This window comes from Streptomyces sp. WG5 (assembly GCF_049974565.1).
Lineage (GTDB): Bacteria > Actinomycetota > Actinomycetes > Streptomycetales > Streptomycetaceae > Streptomyces.
The window spans coordinates 177,397-197,939 of record NZ_JBNGGC010000015.1 but is presented as its reverse complement, the minus strand read 5'-3'; the positions used below and the strand labels follow the sequence as shown (position 1 = coordinate 197,939).

General features: G+C 71.8%; 21 protein-coding genes and 1 tRNA gene. 14 read left to right on the top strand and 8 right to left on the bottom strand.

Features of this window, described 5'->3' with window-relative positions:
- Positions 1–14: 14 nt before the first annotated feature.
- The 3 genes from ACP4IX_RS18395 to ACP4IX_RS18385 all read right to left on the bottom strand — a co-directional run bounded on the left by ACP4IX_RS18395 (position 15) and on the right by ACP4IX_RS18385 (position 3,616).
- Complete coding sequence (locus ACP4IX_RS18395; RefSeq protein WP_426521126.1) at positions 15–365, bottom strand: FmdB family zinc ribbon protein; 351 nt, start codon at positions 363–365, stop codon at positions 15–17.
- Between the two features lie 67 nt (positions 366–432).
- Positions 433–1,749, bottom strand: coding sequence for an MFS transporter (locus ACP4IX_RS18390; RefSeq protein ID WP_426556116.1), 1,317 nt, complete (start codon positions 1,747–1,749; stop codon positions 433–435).
- A 265-nt stretch (positions 1,750–2,014) separates the two neighbouring features.
- A complete protein-coding gene (locus tag ACP4IX_RS18385) occupies positions 2,015–3,616 on the bottom strand; it encodes a potassium/proton antiporter (protein ID WP_426556115.1) in 1,602 nt (533 codons plus the stop codon).
- A 218-nt stretch (positions 3,617–3,834) separates the two neighbouring features.
- On the opposite strand from ACP4IX_RS18385, the gene ACP4IX_RS18380 reads away from it, so the two are divergent.
- The gene (locus ACP4IX_RS18380; protein ID WP_426521132.1) at positions 3,835–6,657 is read left to right on the top strand and encodes a penicillin acylase family protein; all 2,823 of its coding nucleotides are present in this window, start codon (positions 3,835–3,837) and stop codon (positions 6,655–6,657) included.
- A gap of 132 nt (positions 6,658–6,789) precedes the next feature.
- On the opposite strand, the gene ACP4IX_RS18375 is transcribed toward ACP4IX_RS18380, so the two are convergent.
- On the bottom strand, positions 6,790–7,404 hold the full coding sequence (locus ACP4IX_RS18375) for a 5-formyltetrahydrofolate cyclo-ligase (protein ID WP_426521134.1): 615 nt from the start codon (positions 7,402–7,404) through the stop codon (positions 6,790–6,792).
- Between the two features lie 93 nt (positions 7,405–7,497).
- Between ACP4IX_RS18375 and galU the strand changes: the two genes are divergently transcribed.
- The 7 genes from galU to ACP4IX_RS18340 all read left to right on the top strand — a co-directional run bounded on the left by galU (position 7,498) and on the right by ACP4IX_RS18340 (position 13,174).
- Positions 7,498–8,400, top strand: coding sequence for a UTP--glucose-1-phosphate uridylyltransferase GalU (gene galU, locus ACP4IX_RS18370; RefSeq protein WP_426521136.1), 903 nt, complete (start codon positions 7,498–7,500; stop codon positions 8,398–8,400).
- 5 nt (positions 8,401–8,405) lie between these two features.
- Complete coding sequence (glp, locus tag ACP4IX_RS18365) at positions 8,406–9,755, top strand: gephyrin-like molybdotransferase Glp (RefSeq protein ID WP_426556114.1); 1,350 nt, start codon at positions 8,406–8,408, stop codon at positions 9,753–9,755.
- Between the two features lie 85 nt (positions 9,756–9,840).
- The gene (gene moaC / locus ACP4IX_RS18360) at positions 9,841–10,362 is read left to right on the top strand and encodes a cyclic pyranopterin monophosphate synthase MoaC (RefSeq protein WP_426521140.1); all 522 of its coding nucleotides are present in this window, start codon (positions 9,841–9,843) and stop codon (positions 10,360–10,362) included.
- Positions 10,359–10,907 carry a MogA/MoaB family molybdenum cofactor biosynthesis protein gene (locus tag ACP4IX_RS18355; RefSeq protein WP_426521142.1) on the top strand — a complete coding sequence of 183 codons (549 nt, stop codon included), beginning with the start codon at positions 10,359–10,361 and terminating at the stop codon, positions 10,905–10,907. Before moaC ends, ACP4IX_RS18355 begins: the two co-directional genes overlap by 4 nt.
- Before the next feature lie 26 nt (positions 10,908–10,933).
- Positions 10,934–11,539 carry a GNAT family N-acetyltransferase gene (locus ACP4IX_RS18350; RefSeq protein WP_426521144.1) on the top strand — a complete coding sequence of 202 codons (606 nt, stop codon included), beginning with the start codon at positions 10,934–10,936 and terminating at the stop codon, positions 11,537–11,539.
- 170 nt (positions 11,540–11,709) lie between these two features.
- A complete protein-coding gene (gene glpR / locus ACP4IX_RS18345; protein WP_426521146.1) occupies positions 11,710–12,984 on the top strand; it encodes a gephyrin-like molybdotransferase receptor GlpR in 1,275 nt (424 codons plus the stop codon).
- Positions 12,985–13,100: 116 nt separating this feature from the next.
- Positions 13,101–13,174: transfer RNA gene (locus ACP4IX_RS18340), tRNA-Ala, on the top strand.
- Between the two features lie 342 nt (positions 13,175–13,516).
- Here ACP4IX_RS18340 and ACP4IX_RS18335 read toward each other — a convergent pair.
- The 3 genes from ACP4IX_RS18335 to ACP4IX_RS18325 all read right to left on the bottom strand — a co-directional run bounded on the left by ACP4IX_RS18335 (position 13,517) and on the right by ACP4IX_RS18325 (position 14,685).
- On the bottom strand, positions 13,517–14,002 hold the full coding sequence (locus ACP4IX_RS18335; RefSeq protein ID WP_426556113.1) for a GNAT family N-acetyltransferase: 486 nt from the start codon (positions 14,000–14,002) through the stop codon (positions 13,517–13,519).
- Positions 14,003–14,099: 97 nt separating this feature from the next.
- Positions 14,100–14,297 carry a hypothetical protein gene (locus ACP4IX_RS18330; protein WP_426521150.1) on the bottom strand — a complete coding sequence of 66 codons (198 nt, stop codon included), beginning with the start codon at positions 14,295–14,297 and terminating at the stop codon, positions 14,100–14,102.
- Between the two features lie 61 nt (positions 14,298–14,358).
- Complete coding sequence (locus ACP4IX_RS18325) at positions 14,359–14,685, bottom strand: hypothetical protein (RefSeq protein ID WP_426556112.1); 327 nt, start codon at positions 14,683–14,685, stop codon at positions 14,359–14,361.
- A gap of 158 nt (positions 14,686–14,843) precedes the next feature.
- Here ACP4IX_RS18325 and ACP4IX_RS18320 point away from each other — a divergent pair, with 158 nt between their 5' ends.
- Complete coding sequence (locus ACP4IX_RS18320; protein WP_426556111.1) at positions 14,844–15,128, top strand: GntR family transcriptional regulator; 285 nt, start codon at positions 14,844–14,846, stop codon at positions 15,126–15,128.
- Between the two features lie 51 nt (positions 15,129–15,179).
- The gene (locus ACP4IX_RS18315) at positions 15,180–15,983 is read left to right on the top strand and encodes an exodeoxyribonuclease III (protein WP_426556110.1); all 804 of its coding nucleotides are present in this window, start codon (positions 15,180–15,182) and stop codon (positions 15,981–15,983) included.
- Here ACP4IX_RS18315 and ACP4IX_RS18310 read toward each other — a convergent pair.
- Positions 15,971–16,663 carry a MerR family transcriptional regulator gene (locus ACP4IX_RS18310; RefSeq protein WP_426556109.1) on the bottom strand — a complete coding sequence of 231 codons (693 nt, stop codon included), beginning with the start codon at positions 16,661–16,663 and terminating at the stop codon, positions 15,971–15,973. The genes ACP4IX_RS18315 and ACP4IX_RS18310 overlap by 13 nt on opposite strands.
- Positions 16,664–16,796: 133 nt before the next feature.
- On the opposite strand from ACP4IX_RS18310, the gene ACP4IX_RS18305 reads away from it, so the two are divergent.
- The 4 genes from ACP4IX_RS18305 (at position 16,797) to ACP4IX_RS18290 (ending at position 20,540) form a co-directional block, all read left to right on the top strand.
- Positions 16,797–18,359 carry a flavin-containing monooxygenase gene (locus ACP4IX_RS18305; protein WP_426556108.1) on the top strand — a complete coding sequence of 521 codons (1,563 nt, stop codon included), beginning with the start codon at positions 16,797–16,799 and terminating at the stop codon, positions 18,357–18,359.
- Positions 18,356–19,300 carry an alpha/beta fold hydrolase gene (locus ACP4IX_RS18300; RefSeq protein WP_426556107.1) on the top strand — a complete coding sequence of 315 codons (945 nt, stop codon included), beginning with the start codon at positions 18,356–18,358 and terminating at the stop codon, positions 19,298–19,300. Before ACP4IX_RS18305 ends, ACP4IX_RS18300 begins: the two co-directional genes overlap by 4 nt.
- The gene (locus tag ACP4IX_RS18295) at positions 19,297–20,238 is read left to right on the top strand and encodes an SDR family oxidoreductase (RefSeq protein ID WP_426521164.1); all 942 of its coding nucleotides are present in this window, start codon (positions 19,297–19,299) and stop codon (positions 20,236–20,238) included. The genes ACP4IX_RS18300 and ACP4IX_RS18295 overlap by 4 nt, the downstream gene beginning before the upstream one ends.
- A gap of 86 nt (positions 20,239–20,324) precedes the next feature.
- Positions 20,325–20,540 carry a hypothetical protein gene (locus ACP4IX_RS18290; RefSeq protein WP_426521166.1) on the top strand — a complete coding sequence of 72 codons (216 nt, stop codon included), beginning with the start codon at positions 20,325–20,327 and terminating at the stop codon, positions 20,538–20,540.
- Positions 20,541–20,543 lie beyond the last annotated feature (3 nt).

The following is a 20,543-nucleotide window of genomic DNA, read 5'->3' as shown; positions in this document are numbered from 1 at the left end:
GGCACGAGGCGGCCTTACGCGGCGGTGGTGCTCGACGCGGTGCTGCCGGAGCTCGACGACGAAGACGACGAAGACGACGAAGACGACGAGCCCGAGTCCGAGGACGACGAAGAGGAAGAAGACGTCGAGGAGGACGTCGACGAGGAGGACGAGGACGCCGACTTCGCCGGCGAGCTGCTGGACGAGCTGCCGCGGCTGTCGTTGCGGTAGAAGCCGGATCCCTTGAAGACGATGCCGACCGCCGAGAACACCTTCTTCAGGCGGCCCTGGCAGCTCGGGCACTCCGTGAGGGCGTCGTCGGTGAACTTCTGCACCGCCTCGAGGCCCTCGCCGCATGCGGTGCACTGGTACTGGTACGTCGGCACTGTCTTCCTCCTGGCACTCTCACTCGATGAGTGCTAACGACGGTCCATAGTGACGCATTCCCCGGGATCAGTCCACTGCGGCGTGCTCGCGGTGACCGACGCCACGCGCGACCGTACGCCCCTGGGGGTGGGGTACCAGTCGCGAGCGCAGTGCCACCAGTGTCGCCAGGGCGAGCACCGTGCCGCCCATCGGCACCAGGAACCCGGCGCCGTCCCAGAGCCGGTCCTCCAGCTGTCCGGAGACGGTCACGGCTGCCGCCTGGCCGAGTGCCACGGCGCCGGTCAGCCAGGTGAAGGCCTCGGTGCGGGCGCCGGCCGGGACGAGGCCCTCGACCAGTGTGTAGCCGGTGACGATGGCGGGCGCGATGCACATGCCCACGAGCAGGCCGAGGCCCGCCAGTACGACCACCGAGTGCGCGGCCCACAGGCCGGACGCGGTCAGCGCGAGGGCGGCGTAGCCGACCAGGAGGCGGCGGTGCGGGGCCACCTTCCAGGCGATCGCGCCGCAGGCCAGGCCGGAGAGCATGTTGCCGGCGGCGAAGATGCCGTACAGGACGCCGTTCAGTCCCGGCTCGCCGATCGACTCGGTGAACGCGGCCAGCGAGACCTGCATGCCGCCGAAGACGGAACCGATGCCCAGGAAGACCACGATCAGGACCCGCACCCCGGGGATGCGCAGGGCCGGAGCGTGCTCCACGCGCGCGTGGCCGTCGTCGGTGCGACCGACCGCCGGCTGGGTGCTCTTCTGCGCGGCGAACAGCAGACCGCCCACCAGGGTGAGTGCCGCCTCCGTGACCAGGCCCGCGGCCGGGTCCACGGCCGTGCACAGGGCGGTCGCCACCAGCGGGCCGAGGACGAAGGTCAGCTCGTCCGTGACGGACTCGAAGGCGGCCGCCGTGGTCAGCAGCGGGGAGTCCTTGAGCTTCACGCCCCAGCGGGCCCGCACCATGGGCCCCACCTGCGGCACCGAGGCGCCGGTGGGCACGGCCGCCGCGAACAGCGCCCACAGGGGTGCGTCCGCGAGGGCGAGGGCGGTCAGGGTCAGACCGGCCACCGTGTGGACGAGTACGCCGGGGAGCAGGACGGCGCGCTGCCCGTAGCGGTCGGCGAGCCGGCCGCTGTAGGGGGCGAACAGGGCCATGGCGACGCCGGTGACGGCCGCGACGGCGCCGGCGACGCCGTAGGAGCCGGTGGTGTGCTGCACGAGCAGCACGATGGAGAGCGTCAGCATGGCGAACGGCTGGCGTGCCGCGAAGCCGGGGAGCAGGAACGTCCAGGCGCCGCGGGTGCGCAGCAGCTGTCCGTATCCGGGGCGGGCGGAGTCGGGTGCGGTGTGCTGCTTCCCCTCCGGCGACTTCTCCGACGGGGTGACCGTGGATGCCACGGCCCGTGCCTTTCTGCCGCCTGGTAGCGCGGTCCGCCGTACGGCTGTCGCCGTGCGGGAGCGCCGAGAGCTGTCCTCTTGCGCGGACTGCGGTAGATGCCGGGGCCCGGTCGGGGAGGGGGCGTGCCGGCCGCCATACGGTCGCGCCAGCTCTGCGTCAGGCAGAGTTGGTTCGATCAGGTGCCGCGTTCATCGTACAGGGATCACGAGGGGCGCAACCTGTGAAAGCGCGCACCTTCGCGCCCCCCACTCGCGTTCGTCGCGGTCACCCGCGGTGCCCGCCCGTGTCGCCCGTGCCCAGCCAGCCGGCCAGCTTGCCGCCGTGGCCGACCGCGCGCAGCCGCGCCTCGGCGGCGTCCCGGACGGGGTCGGTGGCGACCACGAGGAGTTCGTCCCCGCGCCGCAGACCGGTCGTCGGCAGCGGAACGAACGACGTCCCGTCGCGGACGACCAGCGTGACGGCGGCCCCGGTCGGCAGCCGCAGCTCGCTGACCTCGACGCCGTGCATCTTCGAGCCCTCGGGAACCGTGACGGACAGCAGGTGCCCGCGCAGCCGCTCCAGGGGCGCCGACTCGATGCCGAGGTCGGCGGCCTCGTCGCCCTTGCCCAGGCGCAGCTTGCGGGCCAGCCAGGGCAGCGTCGGGCCCTGGATCAGGGTGTAGACGACGACCAGGACGAAGACGATGTTGAAGATCCGGCGGCTGCCCGTGACGCCCTCCACCATGGGGATCGTCGCCAGGATGATGGGCACCGCGCCGCGCAGCCCGGCCCAGGACATGAGGGTCTGCTCCTGCCACGGCACCCGGAAGGGCACCAGGCACAGGACGACGCTCAGCGGGCGCGCGACCATGGTGAGCACCAGTCCGATGACCAGGGCGGGCAGGATGTCGTCGCCCAGTTCGTGCGGGGTGACCAGCAGGCCGAGCAGGACGAACATGCCGATCTGGGCGAGCCAGCCGAGCCCGTCGGCGAACCCGCGGGTGGCGGGCCAGTGCGGCAGCCGGGCGTTGCCCATGACCATCGAGGCGAGGTAGACGGCGAGGAATCCGCTGCCGTGGGCCATGGCACCGGCCGCGTAGGCCGCGACGGCGATCGACATGACGGCGATGGGGTAGAGGCCGGAGGCGGGCAGCGCCACGTGCCGCAGTCCCCACGACCCCAGCCAGCCGACCGCGAGTCCGATGGCCGCGCCGATGGCCAGTTCCAGGGCGATCTCGCCCAGCAGCACGTACCAGTGTTCGATTGGGCCGGCCGTGGAGAAGGCGACCACGAGGATGACCACCGGGGCGTCGTTGAAGCCGGACTCGGCCTCCAAGATGCCCGTTATGCGCGAGGGCAGCGGGATCCTGCGCAGGACCGAGAAGACGGCCGCCGCGTCCGTGGAGGAGACCACCGCGCCGACGATCAGTGCCTGCCGCCACTCCAGCCCGGTCAGGTAGTGCGCGCCCGCCGCGGTCACGCCGACGCTCACCGCGACTCCGGCCAGTGCCAGCGCGGAGGCGGCCGGCAGGGCCGGTTTCGCCTCCTTCCACTTCGTTCCGAGACCGCCTTCGGCCAGGATCACGACCAGGGCCGCGTACCCGATGACCTGGACCAGTTCGGCGTTGTCGAAGTGGATGTCGCCGATGCCGTCCTGGCCCATGGCGACGCCGATGGCCAGGTAGACGAGCAGGCTGGGGAGCCCGCTGCGCGAGGAGATCCGGACCGCCGCGACGGCGATGAGCAGGACGAGCGAGCAGACGAGCAGGAGCTGGTTGAGGTGGTGGACAGTCAGCGGCCGTTCCCTTCCCTGGCGCACAGCACGGATCACCGAACGGACCACGGTGCGGACGAGCCCGTCCGACGGCGCACGGGAGCGCACCCCCATGGCACACGAGACCGCAGTGCTCTGTGGACAACTACTTCGTTACCTTACCTAACTCTTGACGCTTTCTTGACGCTCTCCTTGGCAAGATCGAACGCTCGTGCGCGCCGCTACCCGACTCCGCGTCAAGGGGGAGTGGGCCCTGCGCCTACAGTTGCTCCAGCGTTCAGTACAAAGCACAGCCCGCCCCTGCCGCTCGTGTTAGGACAGCAAGGACAGCGATGCCCCCCACCAACACCGCCTCTACGGGTCAGCAGCCCGGCAAGTCCGGCAGGAAGAAGGGGCGCAAAGCGCGCCTGCTCGTCCTCGTGCTGGTCCTGGCCGTCATCGGCGGCCTCGTCTACGGGGCGTACTGGTCCGTCAGCACCGTCCGGGCGTCCTTTCCGCAGACCAAGGGGTCCATCACGCTGGAGGGCCTGTCGGGGCCGGTCGACGTCCAGCGCGACGGCTACGGCATCCCGCAGATCTACGCCTCCACCGACGAGGACCTGTTCATGGCGCAGGGATTCGTCCAGGCGCAGGACCGGTTCTACGAGATGGACGTGCGCCGGCACATGACCTCGGGCCGCCTGTCGGAGATGTTCGGCAAGGGGCAGGTCGACAACGACGAGTTCCTGCGCACCATGGGCTGGCACCGGGTGGCGCAGAAGGAGTACGACGAAAAGCTGTCGGACTCCACGAAGAAGTACCTCCAGGCCTACGCCAAGGGAGTCAACGCCTATCTCCAGGGCAAGGAGGGCAAGGACATCTCCCTGGAGTACGCGGCCCTCGGGTTCACCAACGACTACAAGCCGCAGGAGTGGACCCCGGTCGACTCGGTCGCCTGGCTGAAGGCGATGGCCTGGGACCTGCGCGGCAACATGCAGGACGAGGTCGACCGCGCCCTGATGACCAGCCGCCTCGGCCCCAAGCAGATCGCCGACCTGTACCCGGCGTATCCGTACGACCGGAACAAGGCGATCGTCCAGGAGGGCCAGTACGACGAGCTCACCGAGACGTTCGACGGCGGCGGCACGTCCGGCGGCGACTCCTCGTCCGGATCCGGATCCGGCACGGGCACTGACACCGGTACGGGGACCGGCACGGGCACGGGGACCGGTTCGGGCACGGGCACCGGTTCCGGAACGGGGACCGGTTCCGGCAACGCCCTGCAGAGCCAGATGGCGAGCCTCCAGGACGCCCTGGACGACCTGCCCACCGCCGTCGGCGTGAACGGCAACGGCATCGGCTCCAACTCCTGGGTCGTCTCCGGCGAGCACACCATCACCGGCAAGCCGCTGCTGGCCAACGACCCGCACCTGTCGCCGTCCCTGCCGTCCGTCTGGTACCAGATGGGCCTGCACTGCCGCACCGTCTCCGCGAAGTGCCAGTACGACGTCGCCGGTTACACCTTCGCGGGCATGCCGGGCGTGATAATCGGCCACAACCAGGACATCGCCTGGGGCCTGACCAACTCCGGTGCCGACGTCACCGACCTCTACCTGGAGAAGATCACCGGCGCGGGCTACCAGTACGACGGCAAGGTGGTCCCCTTCGAGACGCGCGAGGAGATCATCAAGGTCGCCGGCGGCGACTCGAAGAAGATCGTCGTCCGGGAGACCAACAACGGCCCCCTGCTCTCCGACCGCGACGACGAGCTGGTGAAGACCGGCAAGAAGGCCACCGTCGACACCGCCGCCCCCGACCGCGGCGACGGCTACGGCGTCGCACTGCGCTGGACCGCGTTGGAGGCGGGCACCACCATGGACGCCGTCTTCGCGATGGACCGGGCGAAGAACTGGGACGAGTTCCGCGAGGCCGCCGCACTCTTCGACGTGCCCTCGCAGAACCTGGTCTACGCCGACAGCGAGCACATCGGCTACACGCTGCCCGGCAGGATCCCGGTGCGCGCCAAGGGCCACGACGGCTCGGTCCCGGCGCCGGGCTGGGACTCCGACTACCGCTGGAGCGGCGAGTACATCGACCCGGACGAGCTGCCGTACGAGTACGACCCGGAGCGCGGGTACATCGTGACCGCCAACCAGGCCGTCGTCGACGAGGACGACTACCCGTACACGCTGACCACGGACTGGGGCTACGGCACCCGCAGCCAGCGGATCACCTCCCTGATCGAGCAGAAGATCAAGGACGGCGGCAAGATCTCCACCGACGACATGCGCCAGATGCAGCTGGACAACAGCAGCGAGATGGCCAAGCTGCTCGTGCCCCAGCTGCTGAAGATCGACGTCGAGGACAAGGACGTCCGCGAGGCGCAGAAGCTGCTGGAGGGCTGGGACTACACCCAGGACGCCGACTCGGCGGCCGCCGCGTACTTCAACGCCGTCTGGCGCAACGTCCTCAAGCTGGCCTTCGGCAACAAGCTGCCCAAGGAGCTGCGGGTCGAGGGACAGTGCCTGTGGGTCGACCCGGTCAACACCACCGGCCCCGCGGACGAGACGAACAAGGTCTACGAGTGCGGCCAGCGCGACGCCGGCCAGGCGCAGCCGGACGGCGGCGACCGCTGGTTCGAGGTCGTCCGCACCCTGATGGACAAGCCCGAGAGCGACTGGTGGAAGACGCCCGCCTCCGGCACCCGCAAGGCCGCCGACAACCGTGACGACCTGTTCAAGCGCGCCATGGTCGACGCCCGCTGGGAGCTGACCGCCAAGCTCGGCAAGGACATCGACACCTGGAACTGGGGCCGGCTGCACCGCCTGTTCCTGAAGAACCAGACCCTGGGCACCGAGGGCCCCGGCTTCCTGAAGTACGCCCTCAACCGCGGCCCGTGGAAGCTCAGCGGCGGCGAGGCGGCGGTCAACGCCGCCGGGTGGAACGCGGCCGGCGGCTACGGGGTGGTGTGGGTGCCGTCCATGCGGATGGTGGTCAACCTCGGCGACCTCGACAAGTCGCGGTGGATCAACCTCACCGGCGCCTCCGGACACGCCTACAGCGCCCACTACACCGACCAGACGGACAAGTGGGCCGACGGGGAGCTGCTGCCCTGGGCCTTCTCGAAGAAGGCGGTCGACGAGAGTACGAGCGACACGCTGGTGCTGAAGCCGTAGCCGCGGCTGATCCGACGTGAGAGCGGCCCCCTACGCGCGCGTAGGGGGCCGCTCTCACGTCTTCGGACGCGCTTGGGGAGCCGCTTCCCACACGCGCGTGGGAAGCGGCCCACGCGCGTCCGAAGAGCCGCTTCACGTGAACCTGCGCACTCCCGACGGTGTGACCACCGCGTCCACCGGCCGGTCGTGCGGCTCTTCGGGGACGTGGGAGACGACCTCGGAGCCGTACAGCAGCACCAGCAGCGCGGGACACGCGCCCGCACGCTCCAGGCGGGCGAGCACCCGGTCGTACGATCCGCCGCCGCGCCCCAGCCGCATGCCGCGCCCGTCGACGGCCAGGCCCGGCAGCAGCACCACGTCGGCGTCCGCCACCGCGTCCGGTCCCAGGCGCTGACCGGCGGGCTCGGACAGGGCCATCCGCCCGCCGTGCCGCACGCGCACCAGGGAGCCCTCTCCGGTGTACTCGCCCCAGTCCAGGTCGTTGTCCGGCAACAGCGCCGGCAGCAGGACGCGCACGCCCCGCGCGCGCAGCGCGTCCAGCAGCGCGAGGGTGCCCGGCTCGGCGCCCACGGAGACGTATGCCGCCACGGCGTGCGCCCGCGCGACCTCCGGCATCCCGAGTGCGCGTTCGGCCAGCGCATCCGCCGCTTTCCGTACGTCCTCCGACGTCAGACGGTTCCTCGCCGCGAGGATCTCGCGACGCAACGTCCGCTTGTCAGGACCGGCCGCAGGTCCGATGTGACTCAATGGTCGCTCCCGTACCGCTCTAGTGTGCTCATATGAGCGCCGATGATCCGGGATCACAGATTCTCCCCATTGGCACCGGATATGGTGGCGCGCATGACTCAGTCCCACCCCAGGATCAGCAAGGCTGTCATCCCCGCAGCCGGGCTCGGTACCCGGTTCCTGCCGGCCACCAAAGCCACTCCCAAGGAGATGCTGCCGGTCGTCGACAAGCCGGCGATCCAGTACGTGGTCGAAGAGGCCGTGACCGCGGGCCTCGGCGACGTCCTCATGGTCACCGGACGCAACAAGCGTCCCCTGGAGGACCACTTCGACCGCAACTACGAACTGGAGTCCGCCCTCCAGAAGAAGGGGGACGCGAGCCGGCTGGCCAAGGTCCAGGAGTCCAGCGACCTCGCCATGATCCACTACGTCCGCCAGGGCGACCCCAAGGGCCTCGGTCACGCCGTGCTGTGCGCCGCGCCGCACGTCGGCGACGAGCCCTTCGCGGTCCTGCTCGGCGACGACCTGATCGACCCGCGCGACCCGCTGCTGCAGCGCATGGTCGAGGTCCAGGAGCAGTACGGCGGCAGTGTCATCGCCCTCATGGAGGTCGCGCCCGAGCAGATCCACCTCTACGGCTGCGCGGCCGTGGAGGCGACCGAGGACGGCGACGTCGTCAAGGTCGGCGGGCTGGTCGAGAAGCCCGACCCGGCCGACGCCCCCTCCAACTACGCCATCATCGGCCGCTACGTCCTCGACCCGCACATCTTCGACATACTCCGCACGACCGAGCCGGGCCGCGGCGGCGAGATCCAGCTGACCGACGCCCTCCAGCAGCTCGCCGAGGACGAGACGGTAGGCGGTCCGGTGCACGGCGTCGTCTTCAAGGGCCGCCGCTATGACACCGGTGACCGCGGCGACTATTTGCGTGCCATCGTCCGGCTCGCGTGCGAACGTGAGGACCTGGGCCCGGACTTCCGGACCTGGCTTCGCAGTTACGTAGCCGAGGAGATGTAAGGACGTTGAGCAGCGCCACGCACCGTGACACCGGCCACGACCACGCCGCCGCGGACTTCGGTCCCGACCGGCTGTGGTCGGTGCAGGACCACCTGGACGACATCCTCGCCACCGTCCGGCCCCTGGAACCCATCGAGCTGAACCTGCTCGACGCCCAGGGCTGCGTCCTGGTCGACGACATCACGGTGCCGTTGCCCCTGCCGCCGTTCGACAACAGCTCCATGGACGGGTACGCGGTGCGGGTCGCCGATGTCGCGGGCGCCAGCGAGGAGTTCCCCGCCGTCCTCGAGGTCGTCGGGGACGTCGCCGCCGGCCGGATCGACCCGCCGTCCGTCGGCCCGGGGCAGGCCGCCCGCATCATGACGGGCGCCCCGCTCCCGCCCGGCGCGGAGACCGTCGTCCCCGTCGAGTGGACCGACGGCGGGCTCGGTGAGGGCCCGGTGTCCGGAATGCGGGCCCGCAGCCTGGCGCCCGAGGGGGCGGAGGGCCAGGTGTACGTGTACCGCCCGGCCGGGGCACGCGCGCACGTCCGCGCGGAGGGCAGCGACGTCAGGGCGGGCGACCGCGCCCTGACGGCCGGCACGGTCCTCGGTCCGCCGCAGATCGCCCTGCTCGCCGCGATCGGCCGGGGCAGGGTCCGCGTACGCCCGCGTCCGCGCGTGGTGGTGCTCTCCACCGGCAGCGAACTCGTCCAGCCCGACGAGGAACTGGCGCCCGGTCAGATCTACGACTCCAACAGCTTCGCCCTCACCGCCGCCGCCCGCGACGCCGGTGCCATCGCCTACCGCGTGGGCGCCGTCGCCGACGACGCCGAGACCCTGCGGTCCACGATCGAGGACCAGCTGGTCCGCGCCGACCTGATGGTCACCACCGGCGGGGTGAGCGTCGGAGCGTACGACGTGGTCAAGGAGGCGCTGGCGCACGTGGCCGACGAGGACGAGCCCGGCGGCGGCGTGGACTTCCGCAAGCTCGCCATGCAGCCCGGCAAGCCCCAGGGCTTCGGCTCCGTCGGCCCCGACCACACCCCGCTCCTCGCCCTGCCCGGCAACCCGGTGTCGTCGTACGTCTCCTTCGAGCTGTTCGTCCGCCCCGCGATCCGCACCCTCATGGGCCTCACCGACGTCCACCGCCCGACGACCACCGCGACCCTGGCCGCGGACGAGGCGCTGACCTCGCCGAAGGGGCGCCGGCAGTTCCTGCGCGGTGCCTACTCCGATGGCACGGTGACCGCGGTCGGCGGCTCCGGCTCCCACCTCGTGGCCGCCCTCGCGCACGCCGACGCGCTGATCGTCGTCCCCGAGGACACCGAGTCCGTCGAGCCCGGCGCCCAGGTCGAGGTGGTCCTGCTCGGCTGACCCCTCCTGGTTGGCGGTACCGTGTCGCGCACAGCAGGCCCACGCGCCGCACCGCGCCGGGCCCGGACCGGGAGCCCACACGAGCATGAGTACGCAGGAGACATCCCCGCACAGCGGCCAGGACGGGCACGACCCGCAGGACCGGCTGACGCACATCGACGAGGCGGGCGCCGCCCGCATGGTCGACGTGTCCGGCAAGGACGTGACCGCGCGCACCGCGCGCGCGAGCGGACGGGTCCTCGTCGCCCCCCGTGTGGTCGAGCTGCTGCGCGGCGAGGGGGTCCCCAAGGGCGACGCCCTCGCCACCGCGCGCATTGCGGGCATCATGGGTGCCAAACGCACCCCCGATCTGATCCCGTTGTGCCATCCGTTGTCGGTCTCCGGTGTGAAACTGGACCTGTCGGTCGCGGACGACGCCGTGGAGATCACGGCCACGGTGCGGACGACGGACCGCACGGGCGTCGAGATGGAGGCGCTCACCGCGGTCTCCGTCGCCGCGCTCACCGTGATCGACATGGTCAAGGCGGTCGACAAGGGAGCGGTCATCACGGACGTGCGTGTGGAGGAGAAGACGGGCGGCAAGTCGGGCGACTGGAGCCGGTCGTGACAGCGGACGCGCCGGACGCACCGGACGGGAAGGCTCTTCTCGCGCCGTACGGCGCCCTGGTGGTCACCGCCTCCAACCGGGCCGCCGCCGGGGTCTACGAGGACAAGGGCGGCCCCCTGGTCGCCGAGGGCCTGCGCCGCTTCGGCTTCGCCGTCGACGGCCCCCTGGTCGTGCCCGACGGCGACCCCGTCGAGGCCGCCCTGCGAGCAGGCGCCGAAGCGGGCTACGACGTGATCGTCACCACCGGCGGCACCGGCGTCTCGCCCACCGACCGCACCCCCGAGGCGACACGGGCGGTGATCGACTACGAGGTTCCGGGCATCGCGGAGGCCGTCCGGGCCCACGGCCGGGACAAGGTGCCGACCGCGGTGCTCTCCCGGGGGCTGGCGGGCGTGGCGGGCGGCACGCTGATCGTCAACCTGCCGGGATCCTCCGGCGGCGTGAAGGACGGCCTCGCCGTGCTGGAGCCGCTGCTGACGCACGCCGTGGACCAGCTCCGCGGCGGTGACCACCCCCGGCCCGCCAGCGGTGGGGGTGCGAGCTGAACAGCCCGGCCTGGCCCGTGGAGCTGGTGGACGGCGACATCGTCCTCAGGCCGATAAAGCTGCGCGACCAGCGGGCCTGGCGCGAGGTCAACCGGCGCAACCGCGACTGGCTGCGACCGTGGGAGGCGACCATTCCGCCGCCCGCGCCCGGCGGCCCGCTCGCGCACCGGCCGACCTACCGCCAGATGGTGCGGCACCTCAGGTCGGAGGCGAACGCGGGCCGGATGCTGCCGTTCGTCATCGAGCACCAGGGGCGGCTGGTCGGGCAGTTGACGGTGGCCGGCATCACCTGGGGCTCGATGTGCTCCGGGCACGTCGGCTACTGGGTGGACGAGGCGGTGGCGGGCCGCGGGGTGATGCCGACGGCCGTGGCGATGGTGGTGGACCACTGTTTCCGCACCGTCGGTCTGCATCGCGTCGAGGTCTGCATTCGCCCCGAGAACGCGCCCAGCCGCCGGGTCGTGGAAAAACTCGGATTCCGCGAGGAGGGGCTCCGGCCGCGTTATCTCCACATCGACGGAGCCTGGCGCGACCATCTCGTCTTCGCGCTCACCGCGGAAGAGGTCCCGGAGGGGCTGCTGCGCCGCTGGCGCCGGTCACGGGACCGGAGTACCCCCAACTCCGGAAATTGAATAAACGTTCGAAATGGTCGGGCCGTGACCATCTGGAACGGATAATTTCGCACCCTGACAGTCGGCTGATCGCATCGGTCGCAAAAAAAGTTCGAAATATCAGCCAGATCGTGCGACACACCGGCTCAATTGGCGGATGGCCCCACGCAAACCCCTCTACCGTGTGAGGCGTGAGCAGCAGCGGCCTCATCTACGCAGTCATCGTCGGGGCCTGGGCCGCCTACTTGGTGCCGATGTGGCTCCGTAGGCAGGACGAGCTGAACGAGGCCCGTCCGACGGAACGCTTCAGTACCGCCATCCGGCTGCTGTCCGGACGGGCGGGCATGGAGCGCCGGTACGCCAAGGACCTGCGGTCGCGCTCCGCCGAGGAGGCGGAGCCCGACGCCGACGTCCCGGACGCCGTCACCGACTCGGTGGACGTCCGGGCCTTCGCCGTGGCCAGAACCCGACGGCACACCCGGCCCGCCGCACCGCAGCAGCCTGCGGAGCGGCCCGAACCGGCGGGCCAGGAGGCGGAAGGACGCCCGCACGGCCCCAGACCCGGACAGGTCGCCGACTCCGGGCAGCTTCCCGACTCCGGGCAGGTCGCCGACTCCGGGCGGTCCCCCGACTCCGGTGCGGCGGCGCGCAACCGCGTGCCGCGGGCCCGGCGCGCACCCGTCTCACCGGCGGCGGCGGCCCGCGCCCGGCGGACCAAGGTGCTCGCGCGTCGCCGGCGCACGACCGTGGTGCTGTTCCTGGCCTTCACGCTCGGCTCGGTCGTCGCGGCGGTCGGCGGGCTCGCCTTCCTGTGGGCGCCCGGGGTGCCCGCGGTGCTGCTCAGCGCCTACATCGCCTATCTGCGTTCGCAGGAACGCCACCGGTTCGCCTTCCAGATGGACCGGCGTCAGGCCGAGATCGCCGCACAGCGGTTGCGCGACGGCGACCGCAGGCCGCGCCGGCGCGTGCCCGCCGAGCCCACCGACAGCATGGGCGAGCCGGACGTCGAGGAGCTGGACGACGGGCCCGACGCGGAACCGGACGCCGGCCTGTCGGCGCTCGCCGCGGACCGGCGTGCGCTGGTGGAGCAGACCGACCACGCCGAGTGGGTCGACCAGCAGCGCGAACGCCAGCGGCGGCCGCAGGGCGACAGCTGGGACCCGGTGCCGGTGCCCCTGCCCACCTACGTGACCGCACCGGTCGCCCCCCGCGCCACGCCCGACGTGGACCTCGCGGCACCGGACGCGTGGAGTTCGGCACGCTCCAGTGCCGTCGCCGACGAGGAGGCCGCGGCGGCCGAGCCCGGCCCGGACCGCCCGGCTCCCCACACCGAGGACCGGCCGGAGACCCCGGCCCGTAGTGGCGCCCGCCGCGCCGCGTCCGCCCGTCGGGCCCGGGAGCGCGGCCGGACACCGCTCTTCGACCAGTACGAGGACGGGGACCGTCCCCGCGCGGCCAACGAGTAGCCCGCGGCGCCCCCGGCGGCCCCCGCCAGGGGCGTTCCGCCTCGGCTGCCCCTCGCGGGTCCCGGAAGCGATTTTTGAGCAGGCCGGTCGGGGTGCTAGAGTTTCACTCGTTGCAAGGGCCTGTGGCGCAGTCTGGTAGCGCACCTCGTTCGCATCGAGGGGGTCTGGGGTTCAAATCCCCACAGGTCCACGCACACTGTTCTTGAGTCAGCTCAGGAACGATGACGGGATCCCGTCCGATCGCAGGATCGGACGGGATCTTCGTCGTTTCGGGGGGCGTTCAACGCGCCTGCTCGCCTGAACCAGGGCGTTGGTCTCACAGGGCCGCACACCCGGCCGCTCGGTTCGTGGCCGTGGACCTCCAAGCAGCGGTGACGCGTCCTTCCAGGAAGTGGTCACCGGATCCAGACGGTTGACCGGGCCCCGTGGACGTCTCGCCGCCTACGGGGCCCGTCGCCGCCCGCCGAGCCGCAGCCGTGTCCGCGGGTGCCTGCTCGGATCGTCATGTGTGCCTACGGGGGCCCACGGACGCCTACGGCACCTGGAGGGCCTTCGCGTAGCAGAGGCTCTCCTCGTGGAAGCGGTAGTAGCCGAACTTCCCGCACGGCTCGTAGCCGCTGGAGGTGTACAGGGCCACGGCCTCCGGCTGCTTGGTGCCGGTCTCCAGGACCATCCGGGTCCGGCCGGCCAGGCGGGCGTCCTCCTCCAGGGCGGCCAGGATGCGGCGGGCCAGCCCGCGGCCGCGCACCTGCTCGATCACGAACATCCGCTTGAGCTCGGCGTCCCCGTCGAGGTTGCCCTCGTCGTTGGTGTCCTGGCTGCGCCAGCCGCCGGAGGCGACCGGGACGTCGTTCTCGTCGTACGCGATCAGGTACAGGCCGTTCGGCGGCGCGAAGTCGGAGGGGGCCAGGTGCGTGGCGTCGCCGCCGTCGCCGTAGCGGGCGTCGTACTCGGCCTGGACCTCGTGGTTCAGCTTCACGGCGTCGGGGTGGTCGAAGGGGACCCGGCGTATGTTCATGCTTCCTACCGTAAATAGATGCGCTCTCTGGAGCGGGGCATCGTCCAGTGTGCCGGTACCGCGCCCGGCGCCCGCTGCGACGGGCGCGGTACCGGGGCTACCGCTTGCCGCGGCTCCGGCAGAGCGGGCAGCGGCAGGGCGGCCATGTCAGGGAGTCGGGGATCCAGTCGGGGTCGCCGCCACCGGTGTAGGTGCGTTCCCTGGTCCGGCCGCTCTCGCCTCCCTCCGGGGTGACGCGGTAGGTGCTGATCGTCAGGCGGGACCTGCCCGGTTCCGGCGGGGTGCCGGCGTTCACGCGGGGCCCGCCTCGGTGGACCGTGCGGTGTCGAGCCCGGTGCGCTCGGGTGACGTGCGCATCAGGCGGCCCTCTTCGCGCCGATCACGTGCCGGTCCAGGTCGAGACCGAAGTCGGCGGCGGCGACCAGAGTGAGTCGGCGGCGACGCCGGCGGGCACGTTCGCGTGTGTGCTCGCAGGCGGTGGCGTAGGGGCGTACGAGGGCTGCCGCCGCACCGTCGAGAGGGGTGTCCGCGCCGTACGGGGAGCGGGGGAGCGGGAGGCGGGCTGCGGCGGTACGGGTGTCGTCGGTGCGCGGGGTGACGGTTCGGGCGTTCGCCCGTCGCTGCCCGGTGGCGGGCAGAAGCAGGTTCAGTGCCCGAAGAAGGAACGCGTGGATAATGCTCACTGCTGTCAGCTCCTGTGTAGCTGGCGGCCGTGCCCCCGGACGTTCGCCGCGTCGCGGGGGTTTTCGTCGCTACAAGAGTAGCGTGACATAGCTTGATGCATCTAGATGTAGCTAGAGCTAGTGATGCGGAGCCTGGTGCGTCTACATACGTTCGAGGTATGCCCCTTGACCCCGAGTCCGGCCGCCCGCTCTATGCGCAGCTCGCCGACCTGATCGAGTCCAGGATTCGCAGTGGTGAGTACGCGCCTGATCGCATGATCCCGGCGTCCCTGCGGCTCGCTGAGGAATACGGCATCGCGCACATGACCGTGCGCCGAGCCATGAGGGAACTCCGCGAGCGTGGCCTGATCTACACGGTGTCGGGCAAGGGGTCCTACGTCGTACCCGAGCTGCCCGCAGGACTGACGGCAGGCGACGAGGGCGACACGCCTCCCGCCCCCTGACCCGGCCTCCGCCAGGGCGGGCCCCGGTCCGGTGGCAGGTATCGTGCCCTGGTGCTCACCGTGACCTCCGCAAATGTGAACGGTCTGCGCGCCGCCGCGAAGAAGGGCTTCGTGGAGTGGCTCGCCGACACCTCCGCCGACGTGCTCTGCCTCCAGGAGGTGCGGGCCGAGCCCCAGCAGCTGCCGGAGCACGTCCGTACGCCCGACGGCTGGCACGTGACGCACGCCCCCGCCGCCGCCAAGGGCCGCGCCGGCGTCTCCCTCTACAGTCGCCGCGAGCCCGACCGCGTCCAGGTCGGCTTCGGCTCGACGGAGTTCGACACCAGTGGCCGGTACGTCGAGGCGGATCTGCCCGGTGTGACGGTCGCCTCCCTCTACCTGCCCTCCGGCGAGGTCGGCACCGAGCGCCAGGACGAGAAGGTCCGCTTCATGGACGAGTTCCTCGGCTACCTCAAGGAACTGCGCGAGCGTGCCGCCGCCGACGGGCGCGAGGTCGTCGTCTGCGGTGACTGGAACATCGCGCACCGCGAGGCCGACCTGAAGAACTGGCGCGCCAACAAGAAGAACTCCGGCTTCCTCCCGGAGGAACGGGAGTGGCTGAGCCGGGTCCTCGACCCGGCCGAGGGCGGCTACGTCGACGTCGTGCGCGCCCTGCACCCGGACGTCGAGGGACCGTACTCGTGGTGGTCGTACCGGGGGCGGGCCTTCGACAACGACTCAGGATGGCGCATCGACTACCACCTGGCCACTCCTGGGCTGGCCGCCAAGGCGGTCAAGGGCCAGGTCGAGCGCGCCGCCACGCATGCCGAGCGGTGGTCCGACCACGCGCCGGTCACTGTGGTCTACGGCTGCTGACTCCCCGGTCCGGCCGCTGGTCCGGCCGCTTCCGGATCCGTCTGTTTCCGGATCCGTCGGTCCATCGCCAGTGACAGTTCCGCCTCCACCACGCTGCGGGCCAGCGGGCGCAGGCGGTGGAGTTCCCGCTCGGGGGCGTGACGCAGGATCAGGCCGGTGAAGAGGTCGGCGAGGGCGTCGGCGTGTTCGCGGACGCGGGCGCCGGCCTGGAGGACCTCGCCGAGCGGGATGCCCTCGCGGACCAGGGCGGAGGAGACCTCCAGCAGGCGCTGGCTGATGTGGACGAGTTCGTCGCCGTCGGTGCCGAGGTAGCCGAGGTCCATCGCCGCGGCGAGGTTCTCCGGGGTGACCTCGCCCTCGAAACGGGCGGCGAGTTCCTCGGGGGTGAGGCGGACCGGTGTCTCCTCGGTGGGTGCGCCCAGGCCCAGCAGGTCGGCGACGTCGCGGCCGTGGTCGAAGGCGTCGGCGAGTTCCGCGATGCCGTTCAGGGTGTGGCCGCGCTCCAGCAGTGCCGCGATGGTGCGCAGGCGGGCCAGGTGGTGGTCGTCGTACCAGGCGATGCGGCCCTCGCGGCGGGGCGGCGGGACCAGTTTGCGTTCGCGGTAGAAGCGCAGGGTGCGCACCGTGATGCCGGCCAGCCGGGCCAGGTCCTCCATGCGGTATTCACGCTTCTCGGTCACGCCCCGACCCTAAGTCGTACCGGCGGTAACTTTCCTCCGTCCGACCCCTACCCATGAGTACGGGCCTGCTCTACGCTCCCCATTGCGCCAGTGTTCACTGGCGGAGTTCGAGGCGACGCGTGGAGGCTTCGGGATGGCCGAGCACGAGCAGGTGCAGGAACACGTACGGGTGGCGGTGGTCGGTTCCGGCTTCGGCGGGCTGGGGGCCGCGGTGCGGCTGCGGCGCGAGGGGATCACCGACTTCGTCGTCCTGGAGAGGTCCGGCAGCGTCGGCGGCACCTGGCGGGACAACAGCTACCCCGGGTGCGCCTGCGACGTGCCGTCCCACCTGTACTCCTTCTCCTTCGCGCCCAACCCCGACTGGCCGCGCGCCTTCTCCGGCCAGGAGCACATCCGGGCCTACCTGGAGCACGTGGCCGACACCTTCGGGCTGCGCCCCCACCTCCGCTTCGACTCGGAGGTGCGGCGGATGGCGTGGGACGGCGAGCGGCTGCGGTGGGAGATCGAGACCGCGAGCGGCAGGCTGACCGCCGACGTCGTCGTCTCCGCCACCGGACCGCTGTCCGACCCCAAGGTCCCGGACATCCCGGGCCTGGACTCCTTCCCCGGCAAGGTCTTCCACTCGGCCCGCTGGGACCACGACTACGACCTCACCGGCAAGCGCGTCGCCGTGATCGGCACCGGCGCCTCCGCCATCCAGATCGTGCCGGCCATCCAGCCGAAGGTGGGCAGCCTCACCCTCTTCCAGCGCACCCCGGCCTGGGTGATGCCCCGCATGGACCGGGCGATCAGCGGCGCCGAACGCGCCCTGCACCGGGCACTGCCCGTGACCACCAAGCTGCGCCGCGGGCTGCTGTGGGGCATCCGGGAACTCCAGGTACAGGCCTTCACCAAGCACCCGGACGAGCTGGGCTTCGTCGAGCGGATCGCCAGGCGCAACATGGCCGCCGCCATCAAGGACCCGGCCCTGCGCGCCAGGCTCACCCCCGACTACCGCATCGGCTGCAAGCGGATCCTGCTGTCCAGCGCGTACTACCCGGCGCTCGCCCGGCCCAATGTGGACGTCGTCGCCAGCGGGCTCGGCGCGGTGCGCGGCTCGACCCTCGTCGCCTCCGACGGCACCGAGGCCGAGGCCGACGCGATCATCTTCGGCACCGGTTTCCACGTCACCGACATGCCCATCGCCGAGCGGGTCGTGGGGGCGGACGGGCGGACCCTCGCCGAGACCTGGAAGGGCGGGATGGAGTCGCTGCGGGGCGGATCGGCGGCCGGCTTCCCCAACTTCATGACGATCATCGGGCCCAACACCGGCCTCGGCAACTCGTCGATGATCCTCATGATCGAGTCGCAGCTGAACTACCTGGCCGACTACCTGCGGCAGATCGACGTCCTCGGCGGCAGGGTCGCTCTCGACGCCCGACCCGCCGCCGTGCGCAGCTGGAACCACCGGGTGCAGGAGCGCATGAAGCGCACCGTGTGGAACACCGGCGGCTGCACCAGCTGGTACCTGGACGCCAGCGGTCGCAACACCACCGTCTGGCCCGGCACGACCGCCGAGTTCCGGCGCGCGACCCGGCGCGTGGACCTCGCGGAGTACCAGGTGCTGCGCCCGGCCGTCGCGGAGACGGACGGGGGCGCGGCCCCGGGGGCGGCCACGGGTGCCGACGCGGATGCGGACGCCGAGGTGAGCGCGTGAGCCGCCTCCTGCACATCGCCGCCGGGCCCTACGCCCCGCCCGTGCCCGCCCGCGAGCTGACCGCCACCGCCACCGGCGGCGCCCGGATACACGTCGAAGTGCACGGCCCCGAGAACGCGCCCGCGGTCGTCCTCGTACACGGCTGGGCCTGCTCGACCGCCTTCTGGGCGGCGCAGACACGCGCCCTCGCTGCCGACCACCGGGTCATCGCCTACGACCAGCGCGGCCACGGCCGCAGCCCGGCCGACCCGGCGTGCGGCACCGAGGCCCTCGCCGACGACCTCGAAGCCGTCCTGGAGGCCACGCTCGCGCCGGGCGAACAGGCCGTGATCGCCGGGCACTCCATGGGCGGGATGACGGTGATGGCCGCCGCGGCCCGGCCCGCGGTGCGCGCACACGCGGCGGCCGTCCTGCTGTGCAGCACGGGCAGTTCCCGGCTGGTGGCGTCCGCGACCGTGCTGCCGCTCGGGGAAGGCCGGGCACGGACCTGGCTGACCCGGCGGATCCTCGGCTCCCGGGCACCGCTCGGGCCGGTCACGCCGATGGCCCGCGCGATCCTCAAGTACGCGACGATGGGCCCCGGTTCGGACCCGCACATGGTCGACGCCTGCGCGCGCGTGGTGCACGCGTGCCCGCGCCGGGTGCGGTACGCCTGGTCCCAGGTGCTCGACCTGCTCGACCTCGACGACGGCGTACGGGAGTTGCGGATGCCGGTCGAGGTCGTGGTCGGCACCGCCGACCGGCTGACCCCGCCCGTGCACGCCCGCTCGCTGGCCGCCGCACTGCCGCACTGCGTGGGCCTGACGGAGCTCCCGGGGCTCGGCCACATGACGCCGGTGGAGGCGCCGGACCTGGTCACCGGGAAGATACGGGCCCTCGCCGCCCCCCACATGTCCGCCGCACGCACCGAGCGTGACGCACCCGCCGAGGAGAGCGCATGAGCAGGAGAAGCAGCAACGGAAGCGGCAGGGACATCGGAAGGGGCAGCGGCGGGGTGAGCCTGGAAGGGCGGGTCGCCGTCGTCACCGGAGCCGCGCGCGGCGTAGGGGAGTTGCTGGCCCGCAAGCTGTCCGCGCGCGGGGTGAGGGTGGCGCTGGTCGGCCTGGAGCCGGACGCGCTCAAGCAGGTCTCCGCACGCCTGCACGGCGACAGCGAGCACTGGCACGCCGACGTCACCGACCACGAGGCGATGGCCCGGGTGGCGGCGGAGGTCAAGGAGCGGTTCGGCAGGGTCGACATCGTCGTCGCCAACGCGGGTGTCGCCACCGGCGGTCCCTTCGTCGAGTCCGACCCGGAGTCCTGGCGCCGGGTGATCGAGGTCAACCTGATCGGGTCGGCGGTGACGGCCCGCGCCTTCCTGCCCGCCCTGCTGGAGAGCCGCGGCTACCTGCTCCAGATCGCGTCCCTCGCCGCCATCACGCCCGCGCCGATGATGTCGGCCTACTGCGCCTCCAAGTCCGGTGTGGAGGCGTACGCGCACAGTCTGCGCGGGGAGGTCGGGCACCGGGGCGTGAAGGTCGGCGTCGGCTATCTGTCCTGGACCGACACGGACATGGTGCGCGGCGCCGACCAGGACGACGTGATGCGCGAGCTGCGGCAGCGGCTGCCCTGGCCGTCGAACAAGACCTACCCGCTGGGTCCGGCGGTGGACCGGCTCGTGGAGGGCATCGAGCGCCGCTCCGCGCACGTCTACGGTCAGTGGTGGCTGCGCGGCATGCAGGGCGTGCGCGGTTACCTGCCGGCCCTCATCGGCACCGTCGGACAGCGCGAGATGCGGCGCTTCGGGGAGCGGCTGAACGGCGTGCGCACCGGGCTGGTCGGCGCGGGCGGAGCGGCCGACGAACAGCGCCCGACCAGCACGGTTACCGACCGTAAGTGATCGACATGCGCACGGTCACGGCCCATGTGAATCTGATCGAGCCAGGCCGATCCGGCCGGGCCCGAACATCACAGGAGTGAACCCACATGGGTATGAAGGATCAGTTCCAGGACAAGGCCGAGCGCATGCAGCAGCAGGGCAAGCAGCGGGCCGACCAGGCCAAGGAGCAGTTCCAGAACCGCGACCGCCGTCGCGACGAGGACGAGATGAACCCCTCGCGTCGCCCGGGCGCGGACGAGCGGGACCCGTCCTCGCGCCGCCGCGACGCGGACGAGCGCTTCGAGGAGAGCTACGACGCCTGACGC